Origin of the sequence: Streptomyces sp. NPDC053427, from assembly GCF_044544985.1 — a bacterium.
GTDB lineage: Bacteria > Actinomycetota > Actinomycetes > Streptomycetales > Streptomycetaceae > Streptomyces.
In genome coordinates this window covers 204,856-228,044 of the sequence record NZ_JBITYA010000011.1, presented here as the reverse complement: position 1 = coordinate 228,044, position 23,189 = coordinate 204,856, and the positions used below count along the sequence as shown (strand labels likewise).

At 70.6% G+C, this 23,189-nt stretch carries 21 protein-coding genes; 19 read left to right on the top strand and 2 right to left on the bottom strand.

The features are described from left to right. The first annotated feature begins 376 nt into the window (after positions 1–376). Positions 377–1,042 carry a bifunctional 4-hydroxy-2-oxoglutarate aldolase/2-dehydro-3-deoxy-phosphogluconate aldolase gene (locus tag ACIGWZ_RS29325; protein WP_400069708.1) on the top strand — a complete coding sequence of 222 codons (666 nt, stop codon included), beginning with the start codon at positions 377–379 and terminating at the stop codon, positions 1,040–1,042. A 128-nt stretch (positions 1,043–1,170) separates the two neighbouring features. Next, positions 1,171–2,016: a transporter substrate-binding domain-containing protein gene (locus tag ACIGWZ_RS29320; protein WP_400069707.1), complete on the top strand. Its 846-nt coding sequence runs from the start codon at positions 1,171–1,173 to the stop codon at positions 2,014–2,016. Between the two features lie 24 nt (positions 2,017–2,040). Here the strand turns inward: ACIGWZ_RS29320 and ACIGWZ_RS29315 are convergent, their stop codons facing one another. Then, positions 2,041–2,400 carry a VOC family protein gene (locus ACIGWZ_RS29315; protein WP_400069706.1) on the bottom strand — a complete coding sequence of 120 codons (360 nt, stop codon included), beginning with the start codon at positions 2,398–2,400 and terminating at the stop codon, positions 2,041–2,043. Positions 2,401–2,775: 375 nt separating this feature from the next. Between ACIGWZ_RS29315 and ACIGWZ_RS29310 the strand changes: the two genes are divergently transcribed. The 17 genes from ACIGWZ_RS29310 (at position 2,776) to ACIGWZ_RS29230 (ending at position 21,822) form a co-directional block, all read left to right on the top strand. Then, positions 2,776–3,495, top strand: coding sequence for a GntR family transcriptional regulator (locus tag ACIGWZ_RS29310; RefSeq protein WP_400069848.1), 720 nt, complete (start codon positions 2,776–2,778; stop codon positions 3,493–3,495). A gap of 132 nt (positions 3,496–3,627) precedes the next feature. Next, the gene (locus tag ACIGWZ_RS29305) at positions 3,628–4,629 is read left to right on the top strand and encodes a sugar ABC transporter substrate-binding protein (protein ID WP_400069705.1); all 1,002 of its coding nucleotides are present in this window, start codon (positions 3,628–3,630) and stop codon (positions 4,627–4,629) included. A 167-nt stretch (positions 4,630–4,796) separates the two neighbouring features. Continuing rightward, positions 4,797–5,783, top strand: coding sequence for a sugar ABC transporter substrate-binding protein (locus ACIGWZ_RS29300; RefSeq protein ID WP_400069847.1), 987 nt, complete (start codon positions 4,797–4,799; stop codon positions 5,781–5,783). Further along, complete coding sequence (locus tag ACIGWZ_RS29295; RefSeq protein ID WP_400069704.1) at positions 5,780–6,823, top strand: ABC transporter permease; 1,044 nt, start codon at positions 5,780–5,782, stop codon at positions 6,821–6,823. The genes ACIGWZ_RS29300 and ACIGWZ_RS29295 overlap by 4 nt, the downstream gene beginning before the upstream one ends. Next, a complete protein-coding gene (locus ACIGWZ_RS29290) occupies positions 6,820–7,629 on the top strand; it encodes an ATP-binding cassette domain-containing protein (RefSeq protein ID WP_400069703.1) in 810 nt (269 codons plus the stop codon). Before ACIGWZ_RS29295 ends, ACIGWZ_RS29290 begins: the two co-directional genes overlap by 4 nt. Before the next feature lie 271 nt (positions 7,630–7,900). Further along, the gene (locus ACIGWZ_RS29285) at positions 7,901–9,022 is read left to right on the top strand and encodes an ROK family glucokinase (protein WP_400069702.1); all 1,122 of its coding nucleotides are present in this window, start codon (positions 7,901–7,903) and stop codon (positions 9,020–9,022) included. Between the two features lie 20 nt (positions 9,023–9,042). Further along, a complete protein-coding gene (locus ACIGWZ_RS29280) occupies positions 9,043–9,591 on the top strand; it encodes a hypothetical protein (RefSeq protein ID WP_400069701.1) in 549 nt (182 codons plus the stop codon). Between the two features lie 525 nt (positions 9,592–10,116). Next, the gene (locus tag ACIGWZ_RS29275) at positions 10,117–10,389 is read left to right on the top strand and encodes a hypothetical protein (protein WP_400069700.1); all 273 of its coding nucleotides are present in this window, start codon (positions 10,117–10,119) and stop codon (positions 10,387–10,389) included. Positions 10,390–10,496: 107 nt separating this feature from the next. Continuing rightward, positions 10,497–10,919 (top strand): YjbQ family protein, encoded by a 423-nt coding sequence (locus tag ACIGWZ_RS29270; protein WP_400069699.1) that lies wholly within the window; start codon positions 10,497–10,499, stop codon positions 10,917–10,919. A gap of 169 nt (positions 10,920–11,088) precedes the next feature. Next, on the top strand, positions 11,089–11,679 hold the full coding sequence (locus ACIGWZ_RS29265; RefSeq protein WP_400069698.1) for a DUF5994 family protein: 591 nt from the start codon (positions 11,089–11,091) through the stop codon (positions 11,677–11,679). 574 nt (positions 11,680–12,253) lie between these two features. Continuing rightward, on the top strand, positions 12,254–13,495 hold the full coding sequence (locus ACIGWZ_RS29260) for a PP2C family protein-serine/threonine phosphatase (protein ID WP_400069697.1): 1,242 nt from the start codon (positions 12,254–12,256) through the stop codon (positions 13,493–13,495). A 498-nt stretch (positions 13,496–13,993) separates the two neighbouring features. After that, the gene (locus tag ACIGWZ_RS29255; protein ID WP_400069696.1) at positions 13,994–16,600 is read left to right on the top strand and encodes a nitrate- and nitrite sensing domain-containing protein; all 2,607 of its coding nucleotides are present in this window, start codon (positions 13,994–13,996) and stop codon (positions 16,598–16,600) included. After that, positions 16,597–17,013, top strand: coding sequence for a roadblock/LC7 domain-containing protein (locus tag ACIGWZ_RS29250; RefSeq protein WP_400069695.1), 417 nt, complete (start codon positions 16,597–16,599; stop codon positions 17,011–17,013). Before ACIGWZ_RS29255 ends, ACIGWZ_RS29250 begins: the two co-directional genes overlap by 4 nt. Positions 17,014–17,097: 84 nt before the next feature. After that, complete coding sequence (locus tag ACIGWZ_RS29245) at positions 17,098–18,318, top strand: ABC transporter substrate-binding protein (RefSeq protein ID WP_400069694.1); 1,221 nt, start codon at positions 17,098–17,100, stop codon at positions 18,316–18,318. Beyond that, positions 18,318–20,327, top strand: a complete 2,010-nt coding sequence (locus ACIGWZ_RS29240) for a branched-chain amino acid ABC transporter permease (protein WP_400069693.1) — start codon at positions 18,318–18,320, stop codon at positions 20,325–20,327. The genes ACIGWZ_RS29245 and ACIGWZ_RS29240 overlap by 1 nt, the downstream gene beginning before the upstream one ends. Continuing rightward, positions 20,324–21,121 carry an ABC transporter ATP-binding protein gene (locus tag ACIGWZ_RS29235; protein ID WP_400069692.1) on the top strand — a complete coding sequence of 266 codons (798 nt, stop codon included), beginning with the start codon at positions 20,324–20,326 and terminating at the stop codon, positions 21,119–21,121. Before ACIGWZ_RS29240 ends, ACIGWZ_RS29235 begins: the two co-directional genes overlap by 4 nt. Further along, a complete protein-coding gene (locus tag ACIGWZ_RS29230; protein ID WP_400069691.1) occupies positions 21,100–21,822 on the top strand; it encodes an ABC transporter ATP-binding protein in 723 nt (240 codons plus the stop codon). Before ACIGWZ_RS29235 ends, ACIGWZ_RS29230 begins: the two co-directional genes overlap by 22 nt. An 82-nt stretch (positions 21,823–21,904) precedes the next feature. Here ACIGWZ_RS29230 and ACIGWZ_RS29225 read toward each other — a convergent pair whose 3' ends face one another. Beyond that, a complete protein-coding gene (locus ACIGWZ_RS29225) occupies positions 21,905–23,164 on the bottom strand; it encodes a monooxygenase (RefSeq protein ID WP_400069690.1) in 1,260 nt (419 codons plus the stop codon). Positions 23,165–23,189 lie beyond the last annotated feature (25 nt).

The following is a 23,189-nucleotide window of genomic DNA, read 5'->3' as shown; positions in this document are numbered from 1 at the left end:
CCCGCGTGGGGGCGCCGGGGGCGGGGCGGGGGGGGGGCGGGGGCCCGGGGGGGGGGGGCCCCCCCGGGGGGGGGGCCCCCCCCCGGGGGGGGGGGGGCCCCCCCCCCCCCCCCCCGCCGTCGTGCTGTCTCCGAACCCTGGGCCGCCGGTTTCGCCCCTTCTCGGCGGAAGGGGGGCGCGGGGGCCTACCCCCGAGGGAGGATTGTCAGTGGCTGCCGGTAGCGTTTCGGTAGAAACGAGGAGTGGGCGGGCATCGACGGCAAAGAGGCCAAGTGGCGGTCGGTTGCCTCGGTGCGCCCCGGGAGTGCCGTCTTCGCCGTGGTCACGGCGGGCGGCGGCATGGAGCGTTGGAGACAAGGAAGGACGGCGAACTGCCGTGTATCGCTGGGAGATCACCCGGGCCGCCCTGGCTCAGCGGGTCTTCGCCATCGTCCGCTGCACGACGTACGACGAGGCGAGCGCCACCGCCGACACGCTGCTGTCGGCCGGTATCACCAGCCTGGAGATATCCCTGACCACGCCCTTTGCGCTGGAGGCGGTCACGACCCTCACCCGCGAGCTGGGCGAGGACGCGGTCATCGGCGCGGGCACGGTTCTTGACGCGGCGTCGGCCCGGATGGCCGTGGACGCCGGCGCCCGCTTCCTGGTCTCGCCGAGCCTGGACGCCGAGGTCATCCGTACGGGCCACCGCTACGGCATCCCGGTCTTCCCCGGCGTGTCGACCCCGACCGAGGTGGTCCGCGCGCTCGAGCTCGGCGCGGACGCCCTCAAGCTGTTTCCCGCCTCCGCGCACCACCCCTCCTGGATACGGGACGTGCGCGCAGCGCTGCCCCAGGCGCCGCTGCTGCCGACCGGCGGCGTGACGACCGAGAACGCACCGGACTGGATCGCCGCGGGCGCGGTCGCCGTCGGCATGGGCTCCGCCCTCTCCGAGGGCGACCGCGACACCGTCGCCAAGCGCGCGGCCGACCTCCTGGCCCGCCTCGCCGAGGCCACCCCCGACCATCTGCCGACCGACCCGGCCGAGTTGTACGACGACTGAGCCGCGCCCCTGCGGCCCGTTCGCGGTCCGAGGCGGTCCCACTGACCGGTCATGGGGTTCACCTCGGCCGCGGCCTCTGCCACTCTGAGGCTTCCTCACGTGATCATGCTCATGACGCAGGAGTCACCATGAAGCGCGCCGCCACGCTGTCCGCCCTCGCCTGTCTGCTCACCGTCACCGCCGCGGCCCCGTCACCCGCGAACACCCCCGCGCCCACGCCGGGATCCGCCCCCGCGCCCGCCGCCCAGCACAGCCGGCGCCCGGCGGCCACGCTCCTGGACACCGTCCCGCGGCGCGGGGTGCTGCGGGTCTGCACCACCGGCGACTACCGCCCCTTCACCCACCGCGACGCCAAGACCGGCGCGTACAGCGGCATCGACATCCAGATGGCCCAGGACCTCGCCAAGAGCCTGGACGCCAAGCCGCGTTACGTCGCCACGACCTGGGCCGACCTCGTCGGCGACCTCGCCGCCGGACGCTGTGACATCGGCATGGGCGGCGTCTCCGTCACCCTCCCGCGCGCCCGCGCCGCGTACTTCAGCGAGCCCACCCGCACGGACGGCAAGACGCCCATCGTGCGCTGCGCCGACCAGGACAAGTACCGGACGCTGGACGAGATCGACCGCCCCGGGACGAAGGTCGTCGTCAACCCCGGCGGCACCAACGAACAGTTCGCCCGCGCGCACATCAAGCGGGCCACCCTCACGGTCCACCCGGACAACACCACGATCTTCGACGAGATCATCGCCGGCCGCGCGGATGTGATGATGACCGACGCCAGCGAGACCCGCTACCAGGCCAAGATCCACCCCGAACTCTGCTCGGTCCACCCCGACAAGCCCTTCACCTTCTCCGAGAAGGCCTATGCACTGCCGCGCGGCGACGAGGAGTTCAAGGCGTATGTGGACCAGTGGGTGCACTTGGCCACGCACGACGGGACGTACCGGACGTACGAGGACGCCTGGATGAAGTGACGGACGCGTCGGGGCCCGGGCTGCTCAGCCGCCCTGGCCCAGGTGCCCGAGCACATTCACCACCTGGCCGTTCGGGTCCCGGACGAAGAAGCGCCGGACGCCCCACTCCTCGTTCTGCAGCGGCCGGACGATGTCCCCGCCGCCGGCCAGCACGGCCTCGTACACCGCGTCGACATCGTCCACCTCGACACTCATGTCGGGGGTGACCGGTGCGGTCCTGTCCTCCGTCATGAAGGTGAGCTGGGCGGTGGGGTTGGTGGGGGACGCGAGCGTGATCACCCACCCCAGGTCCATGACCTGCTCGAAGCCCAGCAGGCCGTAGAACTCCCGGCTCTCCTCCAGGGCGTCGGACTGGATATCGGGGACGACGCGGCGTACGGACATCGAGGTCTCCTCCGGTGGGGTCTTCGATGATGCCGCGACGGGGCGTCAGGCGGGCGGAATCGATCGGAAAAGTACGTGGCCTCGGCGGCCGCGGAATCGGGCTCGGTGAGTGCGGCGGGAACCCGGAGCCGGAGTGCACCCGCGAGGCGGACGAGGCGCCGCGGTGGTGGGGCGAGCCCGCGGGCCGGGCTGTGGGTGTCCGGGCAGGTCAGATGTGCGGTGGAAGCCCGGCCGCAGGGCGGGGGCGGTGCTCGGCCACTTGTCCGGACAATGTGACCTCCGGACTTCCCGTCATCTGCGTGGGCGGATACGCTCGCGAGCGTGGGGAAACGCGATACAGATGCCGCGGGCGCCGAGAGCCCCGTTCAGTTCAGCGTGGACCGGAGCAGCCCGGTCCCGCTGTATTTCCAGCTCTCCCAGCAGCTGGAGGCCGCGATCGAGAACGGCCGGCTGGCGCCCGGCAGCCTGCTCGGCAACGAGATCGAGCTGGCCGGGCGGCTGGGGCTGTCCCGGCCGACGGTCCGGCAGGCGATCCAGTCGCTGGTCGACAAGGGTCTGCTGGTGCGCCGCCGCGGGATCGGCACCCAGGTCGTGCACAGCCAGGTCAAGCGTCCGCTGGAGCTGAGCAGCCTCTACGACGACTTGGAGGCGGCCGGGCAGAAGCCCGCCACCCGGGTGCTGCTCAACACCACCACCGAGGCCGACGCCGAGGTGGCCGCGGCGCTGGGGATCGCCGAGGGCGCGGAGGTCGCGCTGGTCGAGCGGCTGCGGCTCACCCATGGCGAGCCCGTCGCGCATCTGCGCAACCACCTGCCCGCCGGGCTGCTGAAGCTGGAGACCGCCGAGCTGGAGCAGACCGGTCTGTACCGCCTGATGCGGGCGGCCGGGATCACCCTGCACAGCGCCCGGCAGTCCGTCGGCGCGCGGGCCGCGACGGCGGACGAGGGGGAGCGGCTCGACGAGCCCGAGGGCGCCCCGCTGCTGACGATGCAGCGCACCACCTTCGACGACACCGGCCGCGCGGTCGAATTCGGCTCGCACGTCTACCGCGCGTCCCGGTACGCCTTCGAATTCCAGCTGCTGGTCCGCCCCTGAGGCCACCGGCCGCACGCGGCCGGTATAGATCAGTCATCAGAATGTTCGGACAAAGTATTGACGTGGCTCCGCGCCCGCCGTTAGAACTCCTCCAGCCGCATTCCGGCGGCCTGGAGCAAAGGCGGTTCCACGATGAGCGACGTGCCAAGCGCGCGAAAGGTGCGTACGGCCAGATCCGTCACCGTCCGCGGCGCCGCCCTGGCGACGGGCCTCGCGCTGGTCGCCGGGTGCAGCGCCTCCGGCGGCAAGGACGCCGACGAGGACTCCCGCACCCCGCGGATGACCATCGGGATGGTCAGCCACTCCGGCGAAGGTGACACCTTCTGGGACATCGTCCAGAACGGCGCGGAACGGGCCGCCGCCAAGGACCGGGTGAAGTTCCTCTACGCCAACGACAAAGAGGGGTCCAAGCAGGCCGAGCTGGTGCAGTCCTACATCGACCAGAAGGTCGACGGGCTGATCGTCACGCTCGCCAAGCCGGAAGCCCTCGAGGCGGTCGTCCGCAAGGCCGTCGCCGCGGGCATCCCGGTCATCACGATCAACTCCGGCGGCCGGTTCTCGAAGCCGTACGGGGCGCTGACGCACATCGGCCAGGACGAGTCGGTGGCGGGCCGGGCGGTCGGTGCGGAACTGGCGAAGCGCGGCCGGAAGAAAGTCCTGTGCGTCCTCCACGAGCAGGGCAATGTGTCGCTGGAGGACCGCTGCGCGGGCGTCCGCAAGGGCTTCGGCGGGCCGGTCGAGAACCTCAACGTCGACGGCACCAACGCGCCGGCCTCGCAGTCCTCCATCGAGGCCAAGCTCCAGTCCGACACGTCCCTCGACGCGATCGTCACGCTCGGTGCGCCGATGGCGGCGATCTCCGTCAAGGCGAAGGAGGAGGCCGGCAGCCGGGCCGGGATCGCGACCTTCGATCTGAACGTCGCCGTGGTCAAGCTCCTCAAGGCCAAGGACGTCGACTTCGCCGTCGATCAGCAGCCCTACCTCCAGGGGTACGAGGCGGTGGATCTGCTCGCCCTGCACAGGACCAACGCCAATGTCCTGGGCGGCGGCAAACCGGTGCTCACCGGGCCGGAGCTGGTCTCCGGCAAGGACGTGCCGAAGCTGGAGGAATACACGGGGCGGGGTACCCGATGAAGCCGTACGGAAGGCGGGCAGCCATGGGTCGAACCGACCCCACGAACCGGTACAGATCGCTGGTAACGGATACTTGGCCGGTTGGGCCAATACCAGCAAGACGGACGGCACAGCGAGATCGGCGGGAAGGGCAAGTCCTCGTGGCAAGAGTTCGAAGAAGGGGACGCATCGCGTGCGCGGCGCTGGCGGCGCTGCTGTGCGCCTCCCTGGCGGGATGCAGCAGCACCGGAGGCAAGCGGGCCGAGGATGCGCGCGCCGCCCAGGCCGCCGGCGGCAAGGCGGCCGTGAACACCCCGAGGTGGACCTTTGCGATGGTCACCCACTCGGGAGACGGTGACACTTTCTGGGACATCGTCCAGAAGGGCGCCCAGCAGGCCGCCGACAAGGACAACATCACCTTCCTCTACGGGCACGACGAGGAGGCCCAGCGGCAGAGCCAGCTGGTGCAGTCCTACATCGACCAGAAGGTCGACGGGCTGATCGTCTCGCTCGCCAAGCCCAACGCGATGAAGGACGTCGTCGCCAAGGCCGAGAAGGCCGGAATCCCGGTGATCACGGTGAATTCCGGGGCCGCGGAGTCCAAGGCGTTCGGCGCGCTCACCCACATCGGGCAGGACGAGACGGTGGCCGGCGAGGCCGTCGGCGAGGAACTGAACAAGCGCGGCCGGAAGAAGGCCCTGTGCGTCCTCCACGAACAGGGCAATGTCGGGCACGAGCAGCGCTGCGACGGCGCGAAGAAGACCTTCAAGGGCGATCTGCAGAAGCTCTATGTGGAGGGGACGAACATGCCGGACGTGCAGTCGTCCATCGAGTCCAAGCTCCAGGCGGACCCGGGCATCGACGCCGTCGTCACGCTCGGCGCGCCCTTCGCCCCCACGGCCGTCAAGGCCAAGGAGCAGGCCGGCAGCAAGGCCGAGGTCGACACCTTCGACCTCAACGCCCAGGTCGCCGGCGGCCTCAAGGACGGCTCGCTCGGCTTCGCCGTCGACCAGCAGCCCTACCTCCAGGGCTACCAGGCGGTGGACCTGCTCTGGCTCTACAAGTACAACTCCGACGTCCTCGGCGGCGGCGAGCCGGTGCTCACCGGACCCCAGGTGATCACCAAGAAGGACGCCTCCGCACTGCTGGAATTCACGAAGCGGGGGACCCGATGAGCACCGCCGTCAAGGCATCGATACGGGACGAACGGCTGCTGCACCGCTCCCTGGCCCGCCGGCTGATGGGCCGCCCCGAGCTGGGCTCGGTCGTCGGCGCGATCGCCGTCTTCCTCTTCTTCGCCGTCACCGCCGAGCCGTTCCTGCGGGCTTCCAGCCTCTCCACCGTCCTCTACGCCTCGTCGACGATCGGCATCATGGCCGTGCCGGTGGCGCTGCTGATGATCGGCGGCGAATTCGATCTGTCGGCCGGTGTCATGGTCGTCAGCTCGGCCCTGATCTCGTCGATGTTCAGCTACCAGATGACGGCCAACACCTGGGTCGGCGTCGGGGTGTCCTTGCTGGTCACACTGGCCATCGGGGTCTTCAACGGGGTGCTGCTGACGCGCACGAAACTCCCCAGCTTCATCATCACCCTCGGCACGTTCTTCATGCTGACGGGCCTCAACCTCGGCTTCACCAAGCTGATCAGCGGCACCGTCTCGACGAAGTCCATCTCCGACATGGAGGGCTTCGACTCGGCCCGGTCGCTCTTCGCCTCCCACCTGACGATCGGCAGCGTCGACATCCAGGTCACCATCCTGTGGTGGATCGTGCTGGTCGCCGTCGCCACCTGGGTCCTGCTGCGCACCCGGGTCGGTAACTGGATCTTCGCGGTGGGCGGCAATGCGGATGCCGCGCGGGCGGTCGGCGTGCCGGTCACCAAGACCAAGATCGGCCTGTACATGGGCGTCGCCTTCGCCGCCTGGGTCTCCGGCCAGCACCTGCTGTTCTCCTACGACGCGATCCAGTCCGGCGACGGCGTCGGCAACGAATTCCTCTACATCATCGCCGCGGCGGTCGGCGGCTGCCTGATGACCGGCGGCTTCGGCTCGGCGATCGGGGCCGCGGTCGGCGCCTTCATCTTCGGCATGACCAGCAAGGGCATCGTCTACGCGCAGTGGAACCCGGACTGGTACAAGTTCTTCCTCGGCGCGATGCTGCTGCTCGCCACACTCCTGAACGCATGGGTCCGCAAGCGGGCGGAGGACAAGTCATGACGGCGCTCGTCGAGCTCGACAAGGTCAGCAAGTTCTACGGCAACATCAAGGCGCTGGAGGGCGTGTCCCTGGAGGTGCACGCGGGCGAGATCACCTGCGTGCTCGGCGACAACGGCGCGGGCAAGTCCACCCTCATCAAGATCATCGCGGGGCTGCACCAGCACGACGCCGGCACCTTCACCATCGAGGGCGAGCCGACCAAGCTCGCCTCCCCGCGCGAGGCCCTGGACCGCGGTATCGCCACCGTCTACCAGGACCTGGCCGTCGTCCCGCTCATGCCCGTATGGCGAAACTTCTTCCTGGGCTCCGAGCCCACCGTCGGCGTGCCCCCCTTCAAGCGGCTGGACGTCCGCAGGATGCGCGAGACCACCCGCAGCGAGCTGCTGCGAATGGGCATCGATCTGCGCGATGTCGATCAGCCCATCGGCACCCTCTCCGGCGGCGAGCGGCAGTGCGTGGCCATCGCCCGCGCCGTCTACTTCGGCGCCAAGGTCCTGGTCCTGGACGAGCCGACGGCGGCGCTCGGCGTCAAGCAGTCCGGCGTCGTCCTCAAGTACGTCGCCGCCGCGCGGGACGCCGGCCTCGGCGTGGTGTTGATCACCCACAACCCGCACCACGCCTATCTGGTCGGCGACCGTTTCGTGCTCCTCAAGCGCGGCACCATGGCCGGCAGCCACGCCAAAACGGAGATCGCCCTGGAGGAGCTGACCCGCCAGATGGCAGGCGGCAGCGAACTGGAACAGCTCAGCCACGAGCTCGCCCGCACCGCGACCCCGGAATTCCCCGGCGGCCACCGGCCCGACTGACCGCCGCCGCGCCCCGCGCCGTCCCCCGGCCGCGCGGGGCGCATCGCCCCACGTCACGGTGCGCCGGACACCGCCGGTGATGCACAATCGCACCGAACCATCCGAACCGAGCAAGCCATCCGAACCGTACGAACCATGTACGCCGAGGCCCCGGCCTCCTGAGACCCGCAGGGACGAGACGACTCTTGCGAGCACGCAGCAGCCGCACGGGGGCCCCTCCCACACCCTTCAGGCAGTGGCAGTGGGGGAGTCACGGCGAAGAGGTGGGCCGATGAGCATGTACCGCGATCGGGTGCACCGAGGATCCGCCAGAGCCACCGTCCTGCGCACGGTCGGCACCCGCGAGCGCCGCTCGCATCTGACCGCCCCCCGGGTGCCCACCGTCGGCATCGACATCGGCGGCACCAAGGTCATGGCGGGTGTGGTCGACGCCGACGGCACGATCCTGGAGACGGTCCGCACCGAGACGCCGGACAAGTCCAAGAGCCCCAAGGTCGTCGAGGACACCATCACCGAGCTGGTCCTGGACCTCTCCGACCGGCACGACGTCCACGCGGTGGGCATCGGCGCGGCCGGCTGGGTCGACGCGGACCGCAGCAAGGTGCTCTTCGCCCCCCATCTGAACTGGCGCAACGAACCGCTGCGCGACCGCCTCGCCGGCCGCCTCGCGGTCCCCGTCATGGTCGACAACGACGCCAACACCGCCGCCTGGGCGGAGTGGCGCTTCGGCGCCGGACGCGGCGAGGACCACCTCGTCATGATCACGCTCGGCACGGGCATCGGCGGCGCGATCCTGGAGGACGGCCAGGTCAAGCGCGGCAAGTACGGCGTGGCCGGCGAGTTCGGCCATATGCAGGTCGTGCCCGGCGGCCACCGCTGCCCCTGCGGCAACCGCGGCTGCTGGGAGCAGTACAGCTCCGGCAATGCGCTGGTCCGCGAGGCCCGCGAGCTGGCCGCCGCCGACTCCCCGGTCGCGTACAACATCATCGAGCGGGTCGGCGGGCGCATCGGTGACATCACCGGCCCCCTCATCACCGAGTTGGCCCGCGAGGGCGACGCCATGTGCGTCGAACTCCTCCAGGACATCGGCCAGTGGCTCGGCGTCGGCATCGCCAACCTCGCCGCCGCCCTCGACCCGTCCTGCTTCGTCATCGGCGGAGGCGTCAGCGCCGCCGACGACCTGCTGATCGGCCCGGCGCGGGACGCCTTCCGGCGCAACCTCACCGGCCGCGGCTACCGCCCCGAGGCCACCATCGCCAAGGCGCAGCTGGGCCCCGAGGCCGGGATGGTCGGTGCCGCCGACCTCGCCCGCCTGGTGGCCCGCCGCTTCCGGCGCGCCAACCGCCGCCGCGTCGAGCGCTACGAGCGCTATGAACGGACCGGCCGCCGATGACCGACCACGACCCGGATCCCATGAACGACGCATCGCACCCCACGCCGCCGCCCAGCGGCAAGCGCCGCCGCCCCGTCCTGATGGGGCTGATCATCTTCCTGCTGATCGCGATCCCGGCCGGCTATATCGTCATCTCCGCCGAGCAGAGCCGCGACAGCGGCGTGAGCAAGGACGCGGAGGCCGCGGCCACCGGACTCACCAACGCCTTCCCGTCCAAGGTCCAGCAGCGGACCTACGACGTCCCGGTGCCCGTCGGCTCCACCCCGGTCTACTACTACGAGACCAACTCCTGGAAGACCAGCTCCCTCTTCGTGCAGTTCCGGACCAACGACTGGGGTCTGGAGCACTACCTGAAGGCCGTGGGCACCAGCACCGCCGAGCTGAAGAAGGGCGCGAAGACCATTCCGCCCGAGCAGGGGGCGAAGGTCGGCTGGGACTTCAGAGTCGACTGGCCCTGGGCGGGCACCGTCAACCCGAAGAAGGCGCCGCAGCCCACCCAGCGGATCATGGTCAGCTACGACGAACCCGGTCATCCCGTCGTCTACACGGTCTCGACCATCACCTTCTGACTTTGTTGCGCTACTCCGTCCGGCTTCTTCCCGCCCCGGGTGTCAGGAGCGTGTCAGAGAGTCGGTAGCGGGTGAGTGACAAGACCCTGCGGCACCGGATCGACGGTCCCGACGACGCCCCCGTACTCGTACGGGGTGCCCGGTGATCGGCACCGAGGGGTTCCCGGCCACCGCGGCCGGATACCGCGAGGCGTGGTCGTCCGTGCCGCCGGCGCGCGGTCCAACGCGGCGGTCGTCGGCGGCGTCGGCGGACCGCCGCCCGGAGTACGGTGAACAGGCCGGGCCAGGTGTGAGCATTCACCCCAGGGCACCTCATACGCCTGACAGAGAGGCCGGCATGAGACCTGTGGAACCGATGGCTCATGACCAGCGAGTCAGCCGCTCGTGACCGCCCGCATGCGGACGAGGTCTGACGGAAGCCCGGCCTCGGATACGCGCCTGCGGCAGAGTCGGCCCCTCGACCGGGCATCCCGGCATTCCTCCGCCGCGATGAGCGCGACACAGTTCTCCCCAGAGGTAGCAGTCATGGCATCACTGACCGAGCGGAAGGCGTACCGCGAGAAGATCATGCAGGGTCTGTACGAGGCCACTGAAGGCAACCGCCTTCTGGGTGTCACCGGGGCCAAGCTGGCGCAAGATCTCGCGATCCCGGCAGAGGATCTGGCTGCCGCCTGCACGTATCTGGCGGGCGAGGACCTGATCACGGTCGACTGGGCCGCGGGCAACACTCCGGCCATGGTCACGCTGACCCACCAAGGCATCCGGCGCATGGAGGCCGAAGAGGAAAAGCACGGTTGACGCCGTGCTCGGGCGGCGTCCGAACCTTGCGACCGCCGGCGGAGGCCCGGAGGAACAACCCATCCGGCCGTCAGCGCTCAGGCTCCGCGACGGGTACCGGTGAACCCATGGCTGGCACCTTCACCACCCGCACGATCGACATCACAACCGGCTCCACCGAGACCCTGCACGACCTCACGAACGCATGCTCCGCGTTCCTCCGAGAGGCCGCTCACGGGCGAAACGGGCTGCTGAACATCTTCACCCCCCACGCGACGTCCGGCCTGGCCGTCATCGAGACCGGCGCGGGCAGCGACGATGACCTGTTGGCGGCCCTCCGCGACGTTCTTCCCGCCGACGACCGCTGGCAGGACCGCCACGGCAGTCCTGGCCACCGCAGCGCCCACATGCTCCCGGCTCTGGTCCCGCCACACGCCACGTTGCCCGTAGTCGACGGTGAGCTGGAACTGGGGACCTCGCAGTCCGTCGTACTGGTGCACACCGAACGGGACAGCCCCGAATGCCAAGTCCGGCTGTCCTTCCTCGGCTGACCGGACGGCCCACGCCGTCGTGCGACTCTCCGGATCGGCCCGGCGGGCCTTACGCGGAGTAAGCTGGAAACACCGAGGGCACTTCGTACACCAGCCTCCCCGCTCGTGTCGTTTTCGGCGATTCACGACACCGGGCCGGCTACGGTCTGCCCGGGGCAAGGTCCGCGTCATGACCACGACCATTCCGTATACGCCGGCGGTCGAAGACCGGACCTCTTCGCTGCCCCTGCGACTCGTGCTGGCACCGGCCGGCAGCGCTCCGGCTCTGCTCGACGGTGCGTGGTGGCCCCGCTCCCGTGACCTCACGGCGGAACTGCCCGCACTGACGGCGTTCCTCGACCCGCTGTTCGGACGGATCACCCACGTCACGGTGAACCCCACCTTCTGGCCGGTCATCCCGCGAAAGGTGCCCGTGAACGGGCATGTGGTGCATGTCGGCTGGTTCAAGGCCGAGCAAGATCCCCACAAGCTGCTGCTGTTCTCCTACACCGTCGGCCGTTGGGACCTGCTGGTGATCCCTCCGGAGACCGGCCCGGCCACCGCCGCCCGGCTCATGACAGAGGCCGCCGATCCGCTGGGCACCCTCACCGCGAGCGCCCTGATGAACGAAGCGGAGCAACGCCGGATCGCGGAGGAGATGGAACTCTCCCTGGTATCGGTCTGGGACTCCGAAGGCGGCCATGGCGCAAGCCTTCCGGCCTCACGTTCCCCCGTCCAAGCGCTCATCGCTCAGGTACCGGAGGTGAAGAAAGGAATCTGAGCATCGTGTCGGCCGTCGAGCGCGCGACATCGATCCCGCGGCCCGCTCCGGAGGGCAGCCCCGGGCCGGCAGCCTGGGGCTGCCCTCCTGTTCCGGACCTTCCGCCGCACGCCGTTCAGCCAGGTGCCCTGATGGTGTCTGACACGCCGCCACTGGCTCAATGAGCCCTTCGGCCCGGTTGGCTGGGTCACGCTGGTGCGAGTCGATCACGGTGGTTCACCGGAGCCCGTGCGCACGCTCGCATGAGGGGTCTGCCGGTGGGTCCTGACCGGCGGCCGTCGGCCAGGGCGTGAACGTGTGCTCCAGATCCTCACCGAGCGGGAGGCGCCGAAGGGCCGCAACGGACTCGCACACTCCGACCGTGGAGTGCGGCAGAGCCTCGCCGCCTCCCACCTGCGCTCGGTCGTTCGCGGACCGGTTCCCCGTCCCCTCACGCTCAGCCGGACCAGCGCACCGTGCCACCGGCGCCAAGCCACCGAAGCCGAACGCCAGGCCGCCCGGTGACCGGCCCGGCGGAGACGGCCGGCCCGGCGGGTGACGTCGCAATGAGGCTGCTTGGTGAAAGGGCATGGGCATGGCGGCAGGTGAGCGGCCGGCGGACACGGGCGCGGTGGACCGCTCGGAAGGGTTCGGCGAGCGACTGCTGGGGGTGCTGCTGGATCGGGCGCACGAGATGCCGCCGCAGTTGATCGCCCCGCTGATCGCGGAAGAGGTGGCGAGGGTCGGCGGCCGTCATGTCTCGATCCTCCTCCAGGACTATGCGCAGCTGTTGCTGGTGCCGCTGCCGGGCAGGCGGCTGACCGTCGCCCGGCCCGAGCTGATCGGTGACTCGCACGCGGGCACGGCCTTCCTGTCCGGGGCCCCTGTCGAGGTACCGCAGGACGACGGCGTGCGGATGTATCTGCCGTTGCTGGACGGCAGCGACCAGGTGGGCGTGCTGGCCCTCACCCTGGACTCCGCCGATGACGACGACCGGCGCTTGTTGCGCAGACTCGCCGGCCTGGTCGCCGACATGCTGGTCACCAAGCACAGCTACACCGACCAGTTCTTCCTCGCCCGGCGCCGCGAACCGATGAGCTTGGCCGCGGAGATCCAATGGTCCCTGCTACCGCCGCTGGCGATGTCCGTCCCGCAGGTCGCGGTGGCGGGAATCCTGGAGCCCGCCTACAACGTCGCCGGCGACAGCTTCGACTACGCCCTCAACGAGGACATCCTGCATGTGGCCATGGTCGATGCGATGGGTCACGGCCTGGACGCCGCCACCATGGCGACCGTCGCCATCGGCGCCTACCGGCACGCCAGACGCGCCGAAGTCGGCCTGTCCGAGATCTATGCGTTCATGGACCGGGCCATCTCCGATCAATTCGGGCCCGACCACTTCGTCACCGCGCAGATGATGCGCCTCAACATCACAACGGGCCACCTGCAGTGGGTCAACGCGGGCCACCCCGCACCGCTGCTGATCCGCAACGGCCGGGTCGTCCGGCAGCTGGAGAGCCCGACCACCTTGCCGGTCGGCTTCGGCGGTGAAGAGCCCCAGATCAGCAACCAGATGCTCCAACGCGGCGACCGGGTGCTGTGCTTCACCGACGGCCTGATCGAGGAGCACGAAGCCGGCGAAGAGCAGTTCGGCGAGGAACAACTCATCCACTGGGTCAACCGCATCGAGCAGACGGAAAAGGGCGTGCGGGCGGTGGTGCGTTCGCTCTCCCACACCCTGAAACAGGAGCGTGGCGGGAGCACCAGCGACGACGCGACCCTCTTCCTGATCGAGTGGCGCGGGGGCGCCGCCGACCACCTCGCCGTCCTGGAGTGAGCCGACAGCCGCACCACCCTGCGGCGGAGCACCGAACATCGCAATCTGCCCCGCACCCGCAGGGCCATGGTGAGCTACGACGAGCCGGGCCACCCGGTCGTCCACACCCTCTCGACCGTGAGGCCGGTCGCGGTGAGGCATCCGTCGATGACGTCGCTGCGGTACTGGATCTGGCGGATGAGTTTCCTGGGATGACCAGGATCGTCGTCCTGCGGGTGGCCGCTCCGTAACCCGCGTGCTCGAAACGGGGGCCTCGCGCGGAGGCGTTTAGTGATCATTTTCCAGAAAAATGTTGATCAATTACGATCACAATGTGGCGCAGATCACGCTACTGATCAGGTCTTTTCTTGCACGGGGCGGTCCTCCCCTCCCGCGGGCGACCTAGCATCGACACGCGCCGCACGGGGGATACGACCAACTCACGTACAACATAGGAGCATTGGCTCTCTGCGCTGCCGCACCCGTAGGACTTCCAACTGCAGTTCAGGTGTCGCTTTGATGTCATTACCCCTGCTCCGACCAAGCAAGGGGCTCGGCGGAGGTGCCCGCACCGCCAGGATCTCGCATCGCCTGATCCTGCTGGTGGCGGTGCCGCTCGCCGTAGCTGTCGCCTTCGCCGGACGGGCCCTGGCGCCGTCGACCGGACAGGCCGTCCAGGCCGTCCGACTCGAGGCGGCGATCGAAGTAGCGCAAGCAGCCAGTGATCTGACGTACCGATTACAGCGCGAACGCGCGGAAGGTTCGGTGCAGCTCACCTCTGCGCAGAGGTCCGGAGAGCGGTTCGGGAGGCTCGCCCGGGCCACCGACGAGAGCGTCACGCGCTACCGGGAGAAGCGCGCGGGGCTCACTTCCATGCCGTCCGCCACGAACGCGACGCTGCAAAGGATCGACAAGTCTCTGGACAGGATCGCGTCCCTGCGCGCCCAGGTGCGCTCCGGTGCCGGCTCCTTGTCCTCCGTGGCGTTCGGTTACCGCATCGCCATCGCCGACCTCGTTTCCTTCCGCGACAGCATCGCGCAGGCCGACGGGGTGAACGCGGAGGTGGCCGACCATATCCGAGCCGCCGCCGCGCTGTCGGAGGCGGCCGAGCACGCCGCCCAGCAGGAGGTCGCCGTCGTACGGGCGCTCTCCGACGGCGGTTTCACGCCCGCCTCGCTCCAGACGTTCGAGGCGACCCGGCTCGGTTACACGGATGCATACGAGACCGTCACCGCAGTCGGGCCCGGACAGTGGCGTACCTGGATGGAACGCACGCTGTCCGGGCCGAAAGCGACGGCGGCCGAGAAACTCGCCGCCGAAGCGGCTCGCAGCGCCGCGGGGGAGCGGCTGGCCATCAGCCGCACTGCCTGGACCGACGCCATGGCCGACCGGCAGGAGCTGTTGCAGTCGGTGGTGCTTCGGGCGGATGCCGACCTGCTCGACACCGTCACCGAGGAGCGCACCCGCCTCATCTGGTGGGCGGTGTCCGAACTGGCCTTGGCCGTCCTTATGTTGGTGGCCGTCCTGCTCATCGCCGTACGACTCGGCCGCGACCTGATCCGCAGGCTCCGGGACCTGCGTGACGCCGCGCACGAAGTGGCGCACAAGCGCCTGCCCGAGGAGGTGCGCAAGCTCGCCCAGCTCGGCTCAGCAGGCCGGGCGATGCCCGACGAGATCGCCCGGCGTGCGGGCACACCCTTGGTGAACCTCGCCGACGATGAGATGGGCGAGGTGGGACAGGCGTTCAACTCCGTGCACTACGCGGCAGTCCGGCTCGCGGGCGAGCAGGCCCGGTCCCGCGACCGGTTCGCGGAGACCCTGGTGACCGTGGCCCGCCGGGGCGCACGCCTCAACTCGGCTCTGACCGCGCAGCTGAACAGGGTGCAGCGCGACGAGTTGGACCCCAAGCGGATGGAGACCCTGTTCGCGCTCGACCACCTGGCCATCCGTATGGAGCACAACGCCAACAACCTTCTCGTGCTCGGCGGTGTCGGGGGCGGCAGAGTCCGCCCCGCCGATGCGCCCTGCACCTCTGTGATCTACGCCGCGGCCCAGCAGATCGAGCATTACGGCAGGGTGAGCCTCGGTCACGTCGATCCGTCGATCACCATTGCCGCACGTGTCGTCGACGACATCGCGCATATGCTCGCCGAACTCCTCGACAACGCCGCACGGTTCTCGCCGCCCGACACCCAAGTCGGCGTGGCTGCCTGGAGCCTGCGCGACCGGGCCGTGCTCCAGATAGTCGACGAGGGCATCGGCATGCCGGACGCGCGCCGTACGGCACTCAACGGCGAGCTCGCCTCCCCGCAGGCCGACATCGGCGCCGTACACACCATGGGCCTGCAGGTCGTGGGACGTCTCGCGGCCCGGCACGGCATCGTGGTCGAACTGCGCGAGTCCTCCGGCCCCGGAACCATCGTCGAGGTGGCGCTCCCGAAGGAACTGCTCGCCGAACCCGACACGGAGACCCTGGCGCCCGTGCCGCCGCCGCACGGCGCCGTGGGTCCGGCAGTCGCGCAGGACCACACCGGGCCGTACCGGGGCGAAGCGGGCCAGGGATCCGAGGCTGCCCGCTCGCACGACGAGGAGAGCGGTGCCCCGGAACCCGCCGGAAGGCCGCGGCCCGCGATCCCGGTGCGGCCGCAGGGCAGCGGTGGCCACCTGGCCACAGCCCTCCGCCCCCGCCCTGCGGAGCACGCGGAACCTGCGGATCGCGCGGAGCCCGCGGAACAGGGCGCAACGGCGCCGTCTCGACCCGGTGTCCGTACGACCGCGCGTGCACCGGGCAGTGCCGTCCCCGTGGAGAGCAGGATCGCCGGGGTGAGCGCCTCCGGTCTGCCGATCCGCAAGCGGGCCGCACCCGGCGGTCCGACGCCGCCCACACCAGTGCGCCCGGCAGCGGGAGAGCACGACGCGGCGACACGTGCCCGCAAGGTGCCGCGCCGCCGGGACTCCCGTCAGGTCTCCGACGTCTTCTCGGCCTACGCCCAAGGCATCAGCCGCAGCACACGGCGCAGTTCCCCCGACCGCGGAGCCGACGCCGGCGGTACCACCGGCACGCAGACCACAGGCACGCAAACCACCCGCTCGCCCGACGACAACACACAAGGGAGCACGCGATGACCCAACCCGAACCAGCCGGTTCCCTTGACTGGCTGCTCACCGACTTCGCCCGCCGAGTCCCCGAAGTCACGCACGCCCTCGCGGTCTCCGTCGACGGACTCGCCCTGGCGTTCGCAGGCCTCGACCAGGACGACGCCGACCGTCTCGCCGCCATCTCCGCGGGACTGGTCAACCTGATGTCCGGCGCGGCGCAGTTGCTGCGGACCGACCCGGTGGAGCACAGCCTCACCGCGATGGACGGCGGCTACCTCTTCGCGATGGCGGTCTCGAGCGGCGCCTCCCTCGTCGTCGTCACCACCCGCGAGGCCGACATCGGCGAAGTCAGCTATTTCATGGCGGAGTTGATCGACCAGGTCGGTGACGCCCTGTCCCCGCAGGTCCGCGACGCAGGCAGCCCGGAGCACGCCCACTGATCCGCCGGAAACCGAGCCCGCCCGTCCACGACCCTGTCCAGGACGCCCTCCATACCGCTCGTACCACCCCTTGGAGTCCCTGTCATGAACAACGTCCTCACAGCCCGTCGCTCCGGACGGCCCAGAAAGCGCGCGGGCGGTGCCGCGCTGCTGGCCCTCGCGATGACCACGGTCGCGGGCTGCAGCGGCAGCGCGGCCTCCGGCGGTGACGACGAGACCCTCAAGCTCGGCGTGCTGGTGCCGTTGTCGGGCACGTACGAGGCGATCGGCAAGGACATGCGCGACGGCTTCCAGCTCTACCTGGACACGCACGGCAACAAGCTCGGCGGGCGCAAGGTGGAACTGACTCAGGCCGACGAGGGCGACGGGGCGCCGACCGCGGTGCCCGCCGCCACCAAGCTCATCAAGAAGGACAAGGTCGACGTGATAGCCGGCGTCGGCGGCGGTGGCTCCTTCGCCGCCGTCCAGCCCCTTGTCACCAAGAACAAGGTGCCCCTGCTCGCCACCGGCGGCCGTCCCACCAAGACCGACGTGAAGTGGATCTGGACCACGAGCTTCCTCTCCGAGGAGCCGGGCGAGGCCATCGCCCAGCACATCAAGGACGAGGTGGACGGCCCCGTCTACGCGATAGGCCCCGACTACCAGGGCGGCTACGACGAGATGCGCGGCTTCACCGAGGCCTTCGCCAAGGCTGACGGCAAGCTCGCCAACCCGGACGGCAAGACCAAGTGGACGCCGTTCCCCAAGACCACCAACTTCACCCCGTACTTCAACGACATCGCCAAGAGCGACGCCAAGGCGGTCTACTGCTTCTACGCCGGCAAGGCCGCGATCGACTTCGTGAAGCAGTACAAGCAGTCCGACGTGGCCGAACTGCCGCTGTACTCGCCCGGCTTCCTCACCGAGGGCGGCACTCTGCCCGCCCAGGGCGCGGCGGCCAAGGACATCTACTCCGTGCTCAACTACGCGGCCGACCTCGACAACGAGGCCAACCGCTCGTTCGCCGCCGACTGGACCGCCAAACACGATCTGCCGCCCACCACCTACGCGATGTCCGCGTACGACGCCGCCGCGGTGCTCGACAAGGCCGTCGCGGACCTTGCCAAGGACGGCAAGGAGATCACGTCCGAGAGCATCAACGAGGCCATCGGCGACCTCGGGCGGATCGACAGCCCGCGCGGCTCCTGGGAGTTCAGCAAGACCACCCACTCGCCCGTGCAGAAGTGGTACCTGCGCCAAGTGAAGCGCGACGGCAAACAGTTGGCGAACGTCGTCGTCCAGGACCTGGCGACGCTCGGCAGCTGATGGAGGTCCTCGACGCTCAGTTGGTCCCCGCGGTCGACGGCGTCGCCTACGGTCTGCTGCTGTTCGTGGTGTCCGCCGGACTGAGCCTGGCGTTCGGCACCGCGGGTGTGCTGAACCTCGCGCACGGCACGCTGTACGCGATCGGCGCCGCCACGGGCGCAGAACTGAGCGACGGCACCTGGGGCGGGCTGCTGCTCGGCCTGCTCGCGGGAACGGCGGCGGCGGGCGGAGCGGGGGCGCTCCTCGCCGTCGCCGCCGAACCTCTCGCCCGGCGCGGCCATCTCGCCCAGGCGCTGCTGACCTTCGGGCTCGCCCTGATTGGCGGCAACCTGCTCACCGCGGTCTTCGGCTCCGACGAACTGCCGGTACGGGTACCGGGGGCCCTCGACCGCTCGGTGTCCCTCCTCGGACACAGGTACCCGGCGTACCGCCTGGTGTTCATCGTGATGGCCGTGCTGCTCGCCGCCTTCGGCACCTGGGTGCTCACCCGCACCCGCGCGGGCGCGGCGGTGCGCGCCGCCGCCGATGACCCGCAGATGCTCGCGGCGACCGGCATCAGCCCCCGCCTCGTGCACACCGGTGTGCTGATGGCGGCCGGCGCCCTTGCCGGTGCGGCCGGCGTGCTCGGGGCGCCGATCATCGGCCCGGGCCCCAGTACCGCGGAGAACGTGCTGATGCTCTCTCTGGTGGTTGTCGTCCTCGGCGGCCTTCGCTCACTGTGGGGCACCTTTCTCGCGGCGATCGCGGTCGGCGAGGTGCAGACCCTGGGCGTCTCGCTCGCCCCCGACCTGGCGCCCTACCTCCTCATGGCCGCGATGGCGGGCGCACTGATCCTGCGTCCGCAGCGCGCGGCCGCGGCACCGGAGCCGCCGCACCCCGAGCAGACGCCCGTACGCCGGACACCCTCAGCGGCGACCAAGGCGACCAAGGCGACCAAGGCGACCAAGGCGACCAAGGCGATCAAGGCGATCAAGGCGATCAAGGCCCGGTCCGCGGCCGCCCCGTCACGGATCCTGGACCGCACGCCCACACCCGTGCGTCGGCTCACGCCCCTGGCGCTGCTGCTCGCCCTGCTCGCGGCCGCGCCCTGGATGGTGGACGCCTACACCCTCTCGTTGGCCGGCTACGCCCTCGCCCTCGGCCTGGTCGCCGTCAGCTCCACCGTCCTGACGGGCTACGCGGGCCTTCCGGTGCTCGGCCAGACGGCGCCCTTCGCAGTCGGCGCGTACGTCACCGCGATCGCCGCCGACGTGGGCTTGACGACCGTGGGCCCGGTACAACACGCCCTGGCCGGCGCCGCCGCGGCCCTGTTCGCGCTGATCACGGGACCCGCGGTGATCCGGGCCAGGGGCGTCACCGTCCTGATGATCACCCTCGCGATCGGCGACCTGACGCGCACCGCCGTCGCTCAGATGACGTCCGTCACCGGCGGCACCGACGGCTTCTTCGGCTTCCCCGCGACCCGTCCGCTGTGGGGTGCCGAGGCCCTGAGCGACGAAGTCGGCACGTACCACTACGTGCTCACCGCAGCCGCCGTCGTCCTCGTCACCACTGTGCTCGTACTCCGAAGCCGGGCAGGTCAGTTGCTCACCGGCGCCCGCAGCGCCGAGGCGCGGATGCGCGCGAGCGGCCACCCGGTCTCCCGCTATCTGCTGCTCGCCTACATCGGCGGCGGCGCCCTCGCGGGCATCGGCGGTTCCTTGCTCGTGGTCGCGCAGCAGTACGTGTCGCCCGCGGACGTCGGCTTCGAGATCGCCGCCCTGGCGATGCTCGCCGCCGTGATCGGCGGCACCACCTCCGTCGCGGGCACCCTGCTCGGCGTCGCGCTGATCGTCGGCACTCGCGACTGGCTGGCCGGCGCCTGGCCCGGGCACGGTCCGCTGTTCCTCGGCGTGCTCTTCGTCCTGTCCGTCTACGTGCTGCCGCGCGGCCTTGCCGGCATCACGATGCCGGGTGTGACTGCTCGGACCGTCCCGCCCCCGGCCCCGTCCAGGGAGACCGTCTCATGACCGACCGCGACCCCTTGCCCCCGGTTCTCGTCCTGGACGGGCTGACCCGGCGGTACGGCAGCGTGACGGCACTGGACGGTGTCGGCCTGCGGCTGCCCGCCAGGGCCCGGCACGCCGTCATCGGACCCAACGGCGCGGGCAAGACCACCCTGCTCCACCTGATCGCGGGCACGGAACGACCCGACCGCGGCACGATTGTGCTCGGCGGGCGCGACCTCACCCGTACCTCGCCTGCGCGCCGTGCGCGGTACGGAATCGCGCGCAGTTTCCAACAACCGGCCGTCATAGGAGAGTTGACGGCGCTCGACAACATCGTCCTGGCCGCCTGGAGCCACCACCCCCGGCGCGAGCGTGTCCCGGCCGCGCGCGAGCAGCTCGCGGCCGTGGGTCTGGGCGGCATGGCGCACCGCCTGGCCTCCGAGCTGTCGCACGGCCGGCGCAGACTGCTCGATCTCGCGGCGGCCCTGGTCTGCCGCCCGCGCCTGCTGCTCCTCGACGAGCCGACCGCCGGACTCACCGACCGTGACATCGGGCGGCTGCTCGACCTACTCGGGCAGCTCTCCGGGGATGTCGCCATGCTCCTCGTCGAACACCACACCGGGGTGGTCACGCACCTGGCCGACACCGTCACCGTGCTCAAGGACGGGAAGGCCCTGCTCACGGCCCCCACCGACGTGGCCCTCAACCACCCGGACGTGCGCGAGGCCTATCTGGGAACGGGAACCGACCAGCCGGGACGGGGCGTGGACCACCCGGGAAAGGGGAGCGGCCCATGCTCCACATCAGCGGGCTGACCGCGGGTTACCACGGCGGCACCGTGCTGCACGGCGTCGACCTCGAGGTGCCGCCCGGGACCGTGCACGCCGTCGTCGGGCACAACGGAGCGGGCAAGAGCACGCTCGTCCACACCGTCGCAGGGCTGCTGCGCCCCTCCTCGGGGACCGTCAGCCTGGACGCCGTCGACCTGACGGGCCGGCGGGCACACCAAGTGGCCCGGGCAGGCGTCGGGTTGGTCCCGCAGGGCCGCCGGGTCTTCGCCGGGCTGACCGTCGCCGAGCACCTGCGCCTTGCCCACCGGCCGCGCGCGAAGGCAGGGCACCAGGGCACTGCCTGGACGCCGGAGCAGGTCCTCGGTCTGCTGCCCCGCCTCGCCGAGCGCCGGGCCAACCGGGGCTCGCAACTCTCCGGCGGCGAGCAGCAGATGCTGGCCCTGGCCAGGGCGCTGCTCGGCAGCCCGCGCGTCCTGCTGCTCGACGAGCCGACGGAGGGCCTCGCACCAGTGATCGTCGAGCAGATCCAGGAGTTGATCCGTGCCCTCGCCGACGAGGGAGTCGCCTCGCTGCTCATGTCGCCGAGCGCGGCACTCGCCCGCGCCTGCGCGGACACGGTCACGGTCCTCACCTCGGGTGCGGTCGCTGCCCGGTTCGACGGCGACGAGGTCCGCGCCGATCCGGCCGCCCTCCACCGGGCTCTCGCCCTGGCGCCCACGGAGTGACCGGGCCGCGCCACCGGCTGCGTCGAGCCCGGCACCTGGTGGCGCGCCCTCGTCCTCACATACGCTCAGCCGCGATGCCCGGTCAACTGTCCTTCTTCGGGCCGTCCTTCTCCAGGCCGTCCTTCTGGAGCGCGTGGCCGCCGAAGCCGCTGCTGCGCTCCGGGCCGCCGATCTGTCCCTTCCACCAGGCCTCGAAGTCCGAGGTGCGCATGGTCTCCCAGTCCGGAGTGCCGACGACCTGGGCCTGTCCGAACCTGCGACCCAGGTCGACCATCGAGGCGCCAAGCGCGGTCCGACCGGCGTCGTACGCCGCGGCGGCCGCCGCCCAGTCGTCGTGTGCCCGCCAGGCCTGTTCGAGGACCAGGGCGTCCTGCAGTGCCTTGACCGCCCCGCCGCCGGTGTGCGGCCGGGCGACGGTGGCGGCGTCCCCAGCGAGGGCGAGTCGGCCGCGGGCGTAGTGCGGCACCTCGAGGTCGTAGATGGGCTGGATGAAGGACTCCTCGCGCGGGGTGCGCAGCACGCACTCGGCCCAGTAGGGCGGGAAGTGCTTGCGCACCACATCGCGTGCGAACACGTCGAGTTCGGTGCTGAGCTTCCCCGGCGGCAGCGAGGTGGGAGTCTGCAGATTCAGTGGGAGCGCCAGGTGCTCGGGCGGAGTGGTGTAAAGCACCCAGTTGACCCGCATGCCGCCCGCGCCGTCCGGTATTCGGTAGATCACGCAGTGACCGCCGGGGAAGACCACCGTACGCAGATCCGTCCAGACGAGGTCCGAGGAGCCGCACTCGGGCGCACCCTGCGAGGCGCCGCGCCAGCCGAGGTATCCCGCGTACGTGGGCCGGAGGCCGGGGAACATGGTGTCCCTGACGACGGAGCGGTAACCGTCGGCGCCGATGACGACGTCGAAGCGCTCCCGCCCGCCGGCGGTGAAGTCGAGCGTCACGCCCTCGGCGTCCTCCTCCACAGCCGCGATGCCCACGCCGGAGCGGTACTCGACCTCGGCGGGCACTCGGCTGCGCAGCTCACTCCACAGCGAACCCCAGGAGTACGCGCGGAACGGGGCGTCCTGTACTCCGACAGCCCGGCCGAGTTCCGCGTCGCCGTCCCGCACCGTCCAGATACGCTGGTCGATCGGGCTCCACGGCATGTCGGCGTCCACATACCCGGCGGCTTCCAACTCGGCGTAACGGTCCCGGTGCAGGCTCACGCCCACCCCTCGTTCCTGGAGCCGGCCGGCGGCCCGCTCCAGGATGGTGACCTTCTCGGCGCCGCCCCGTAACGCTGCCAGGGCCGTCGCGCAGCCCGCAATGCTGCCACCGACGACCGCGATGTTGCCACCAAACATCCCGTGCTCTCCCTCAGGTACCTCT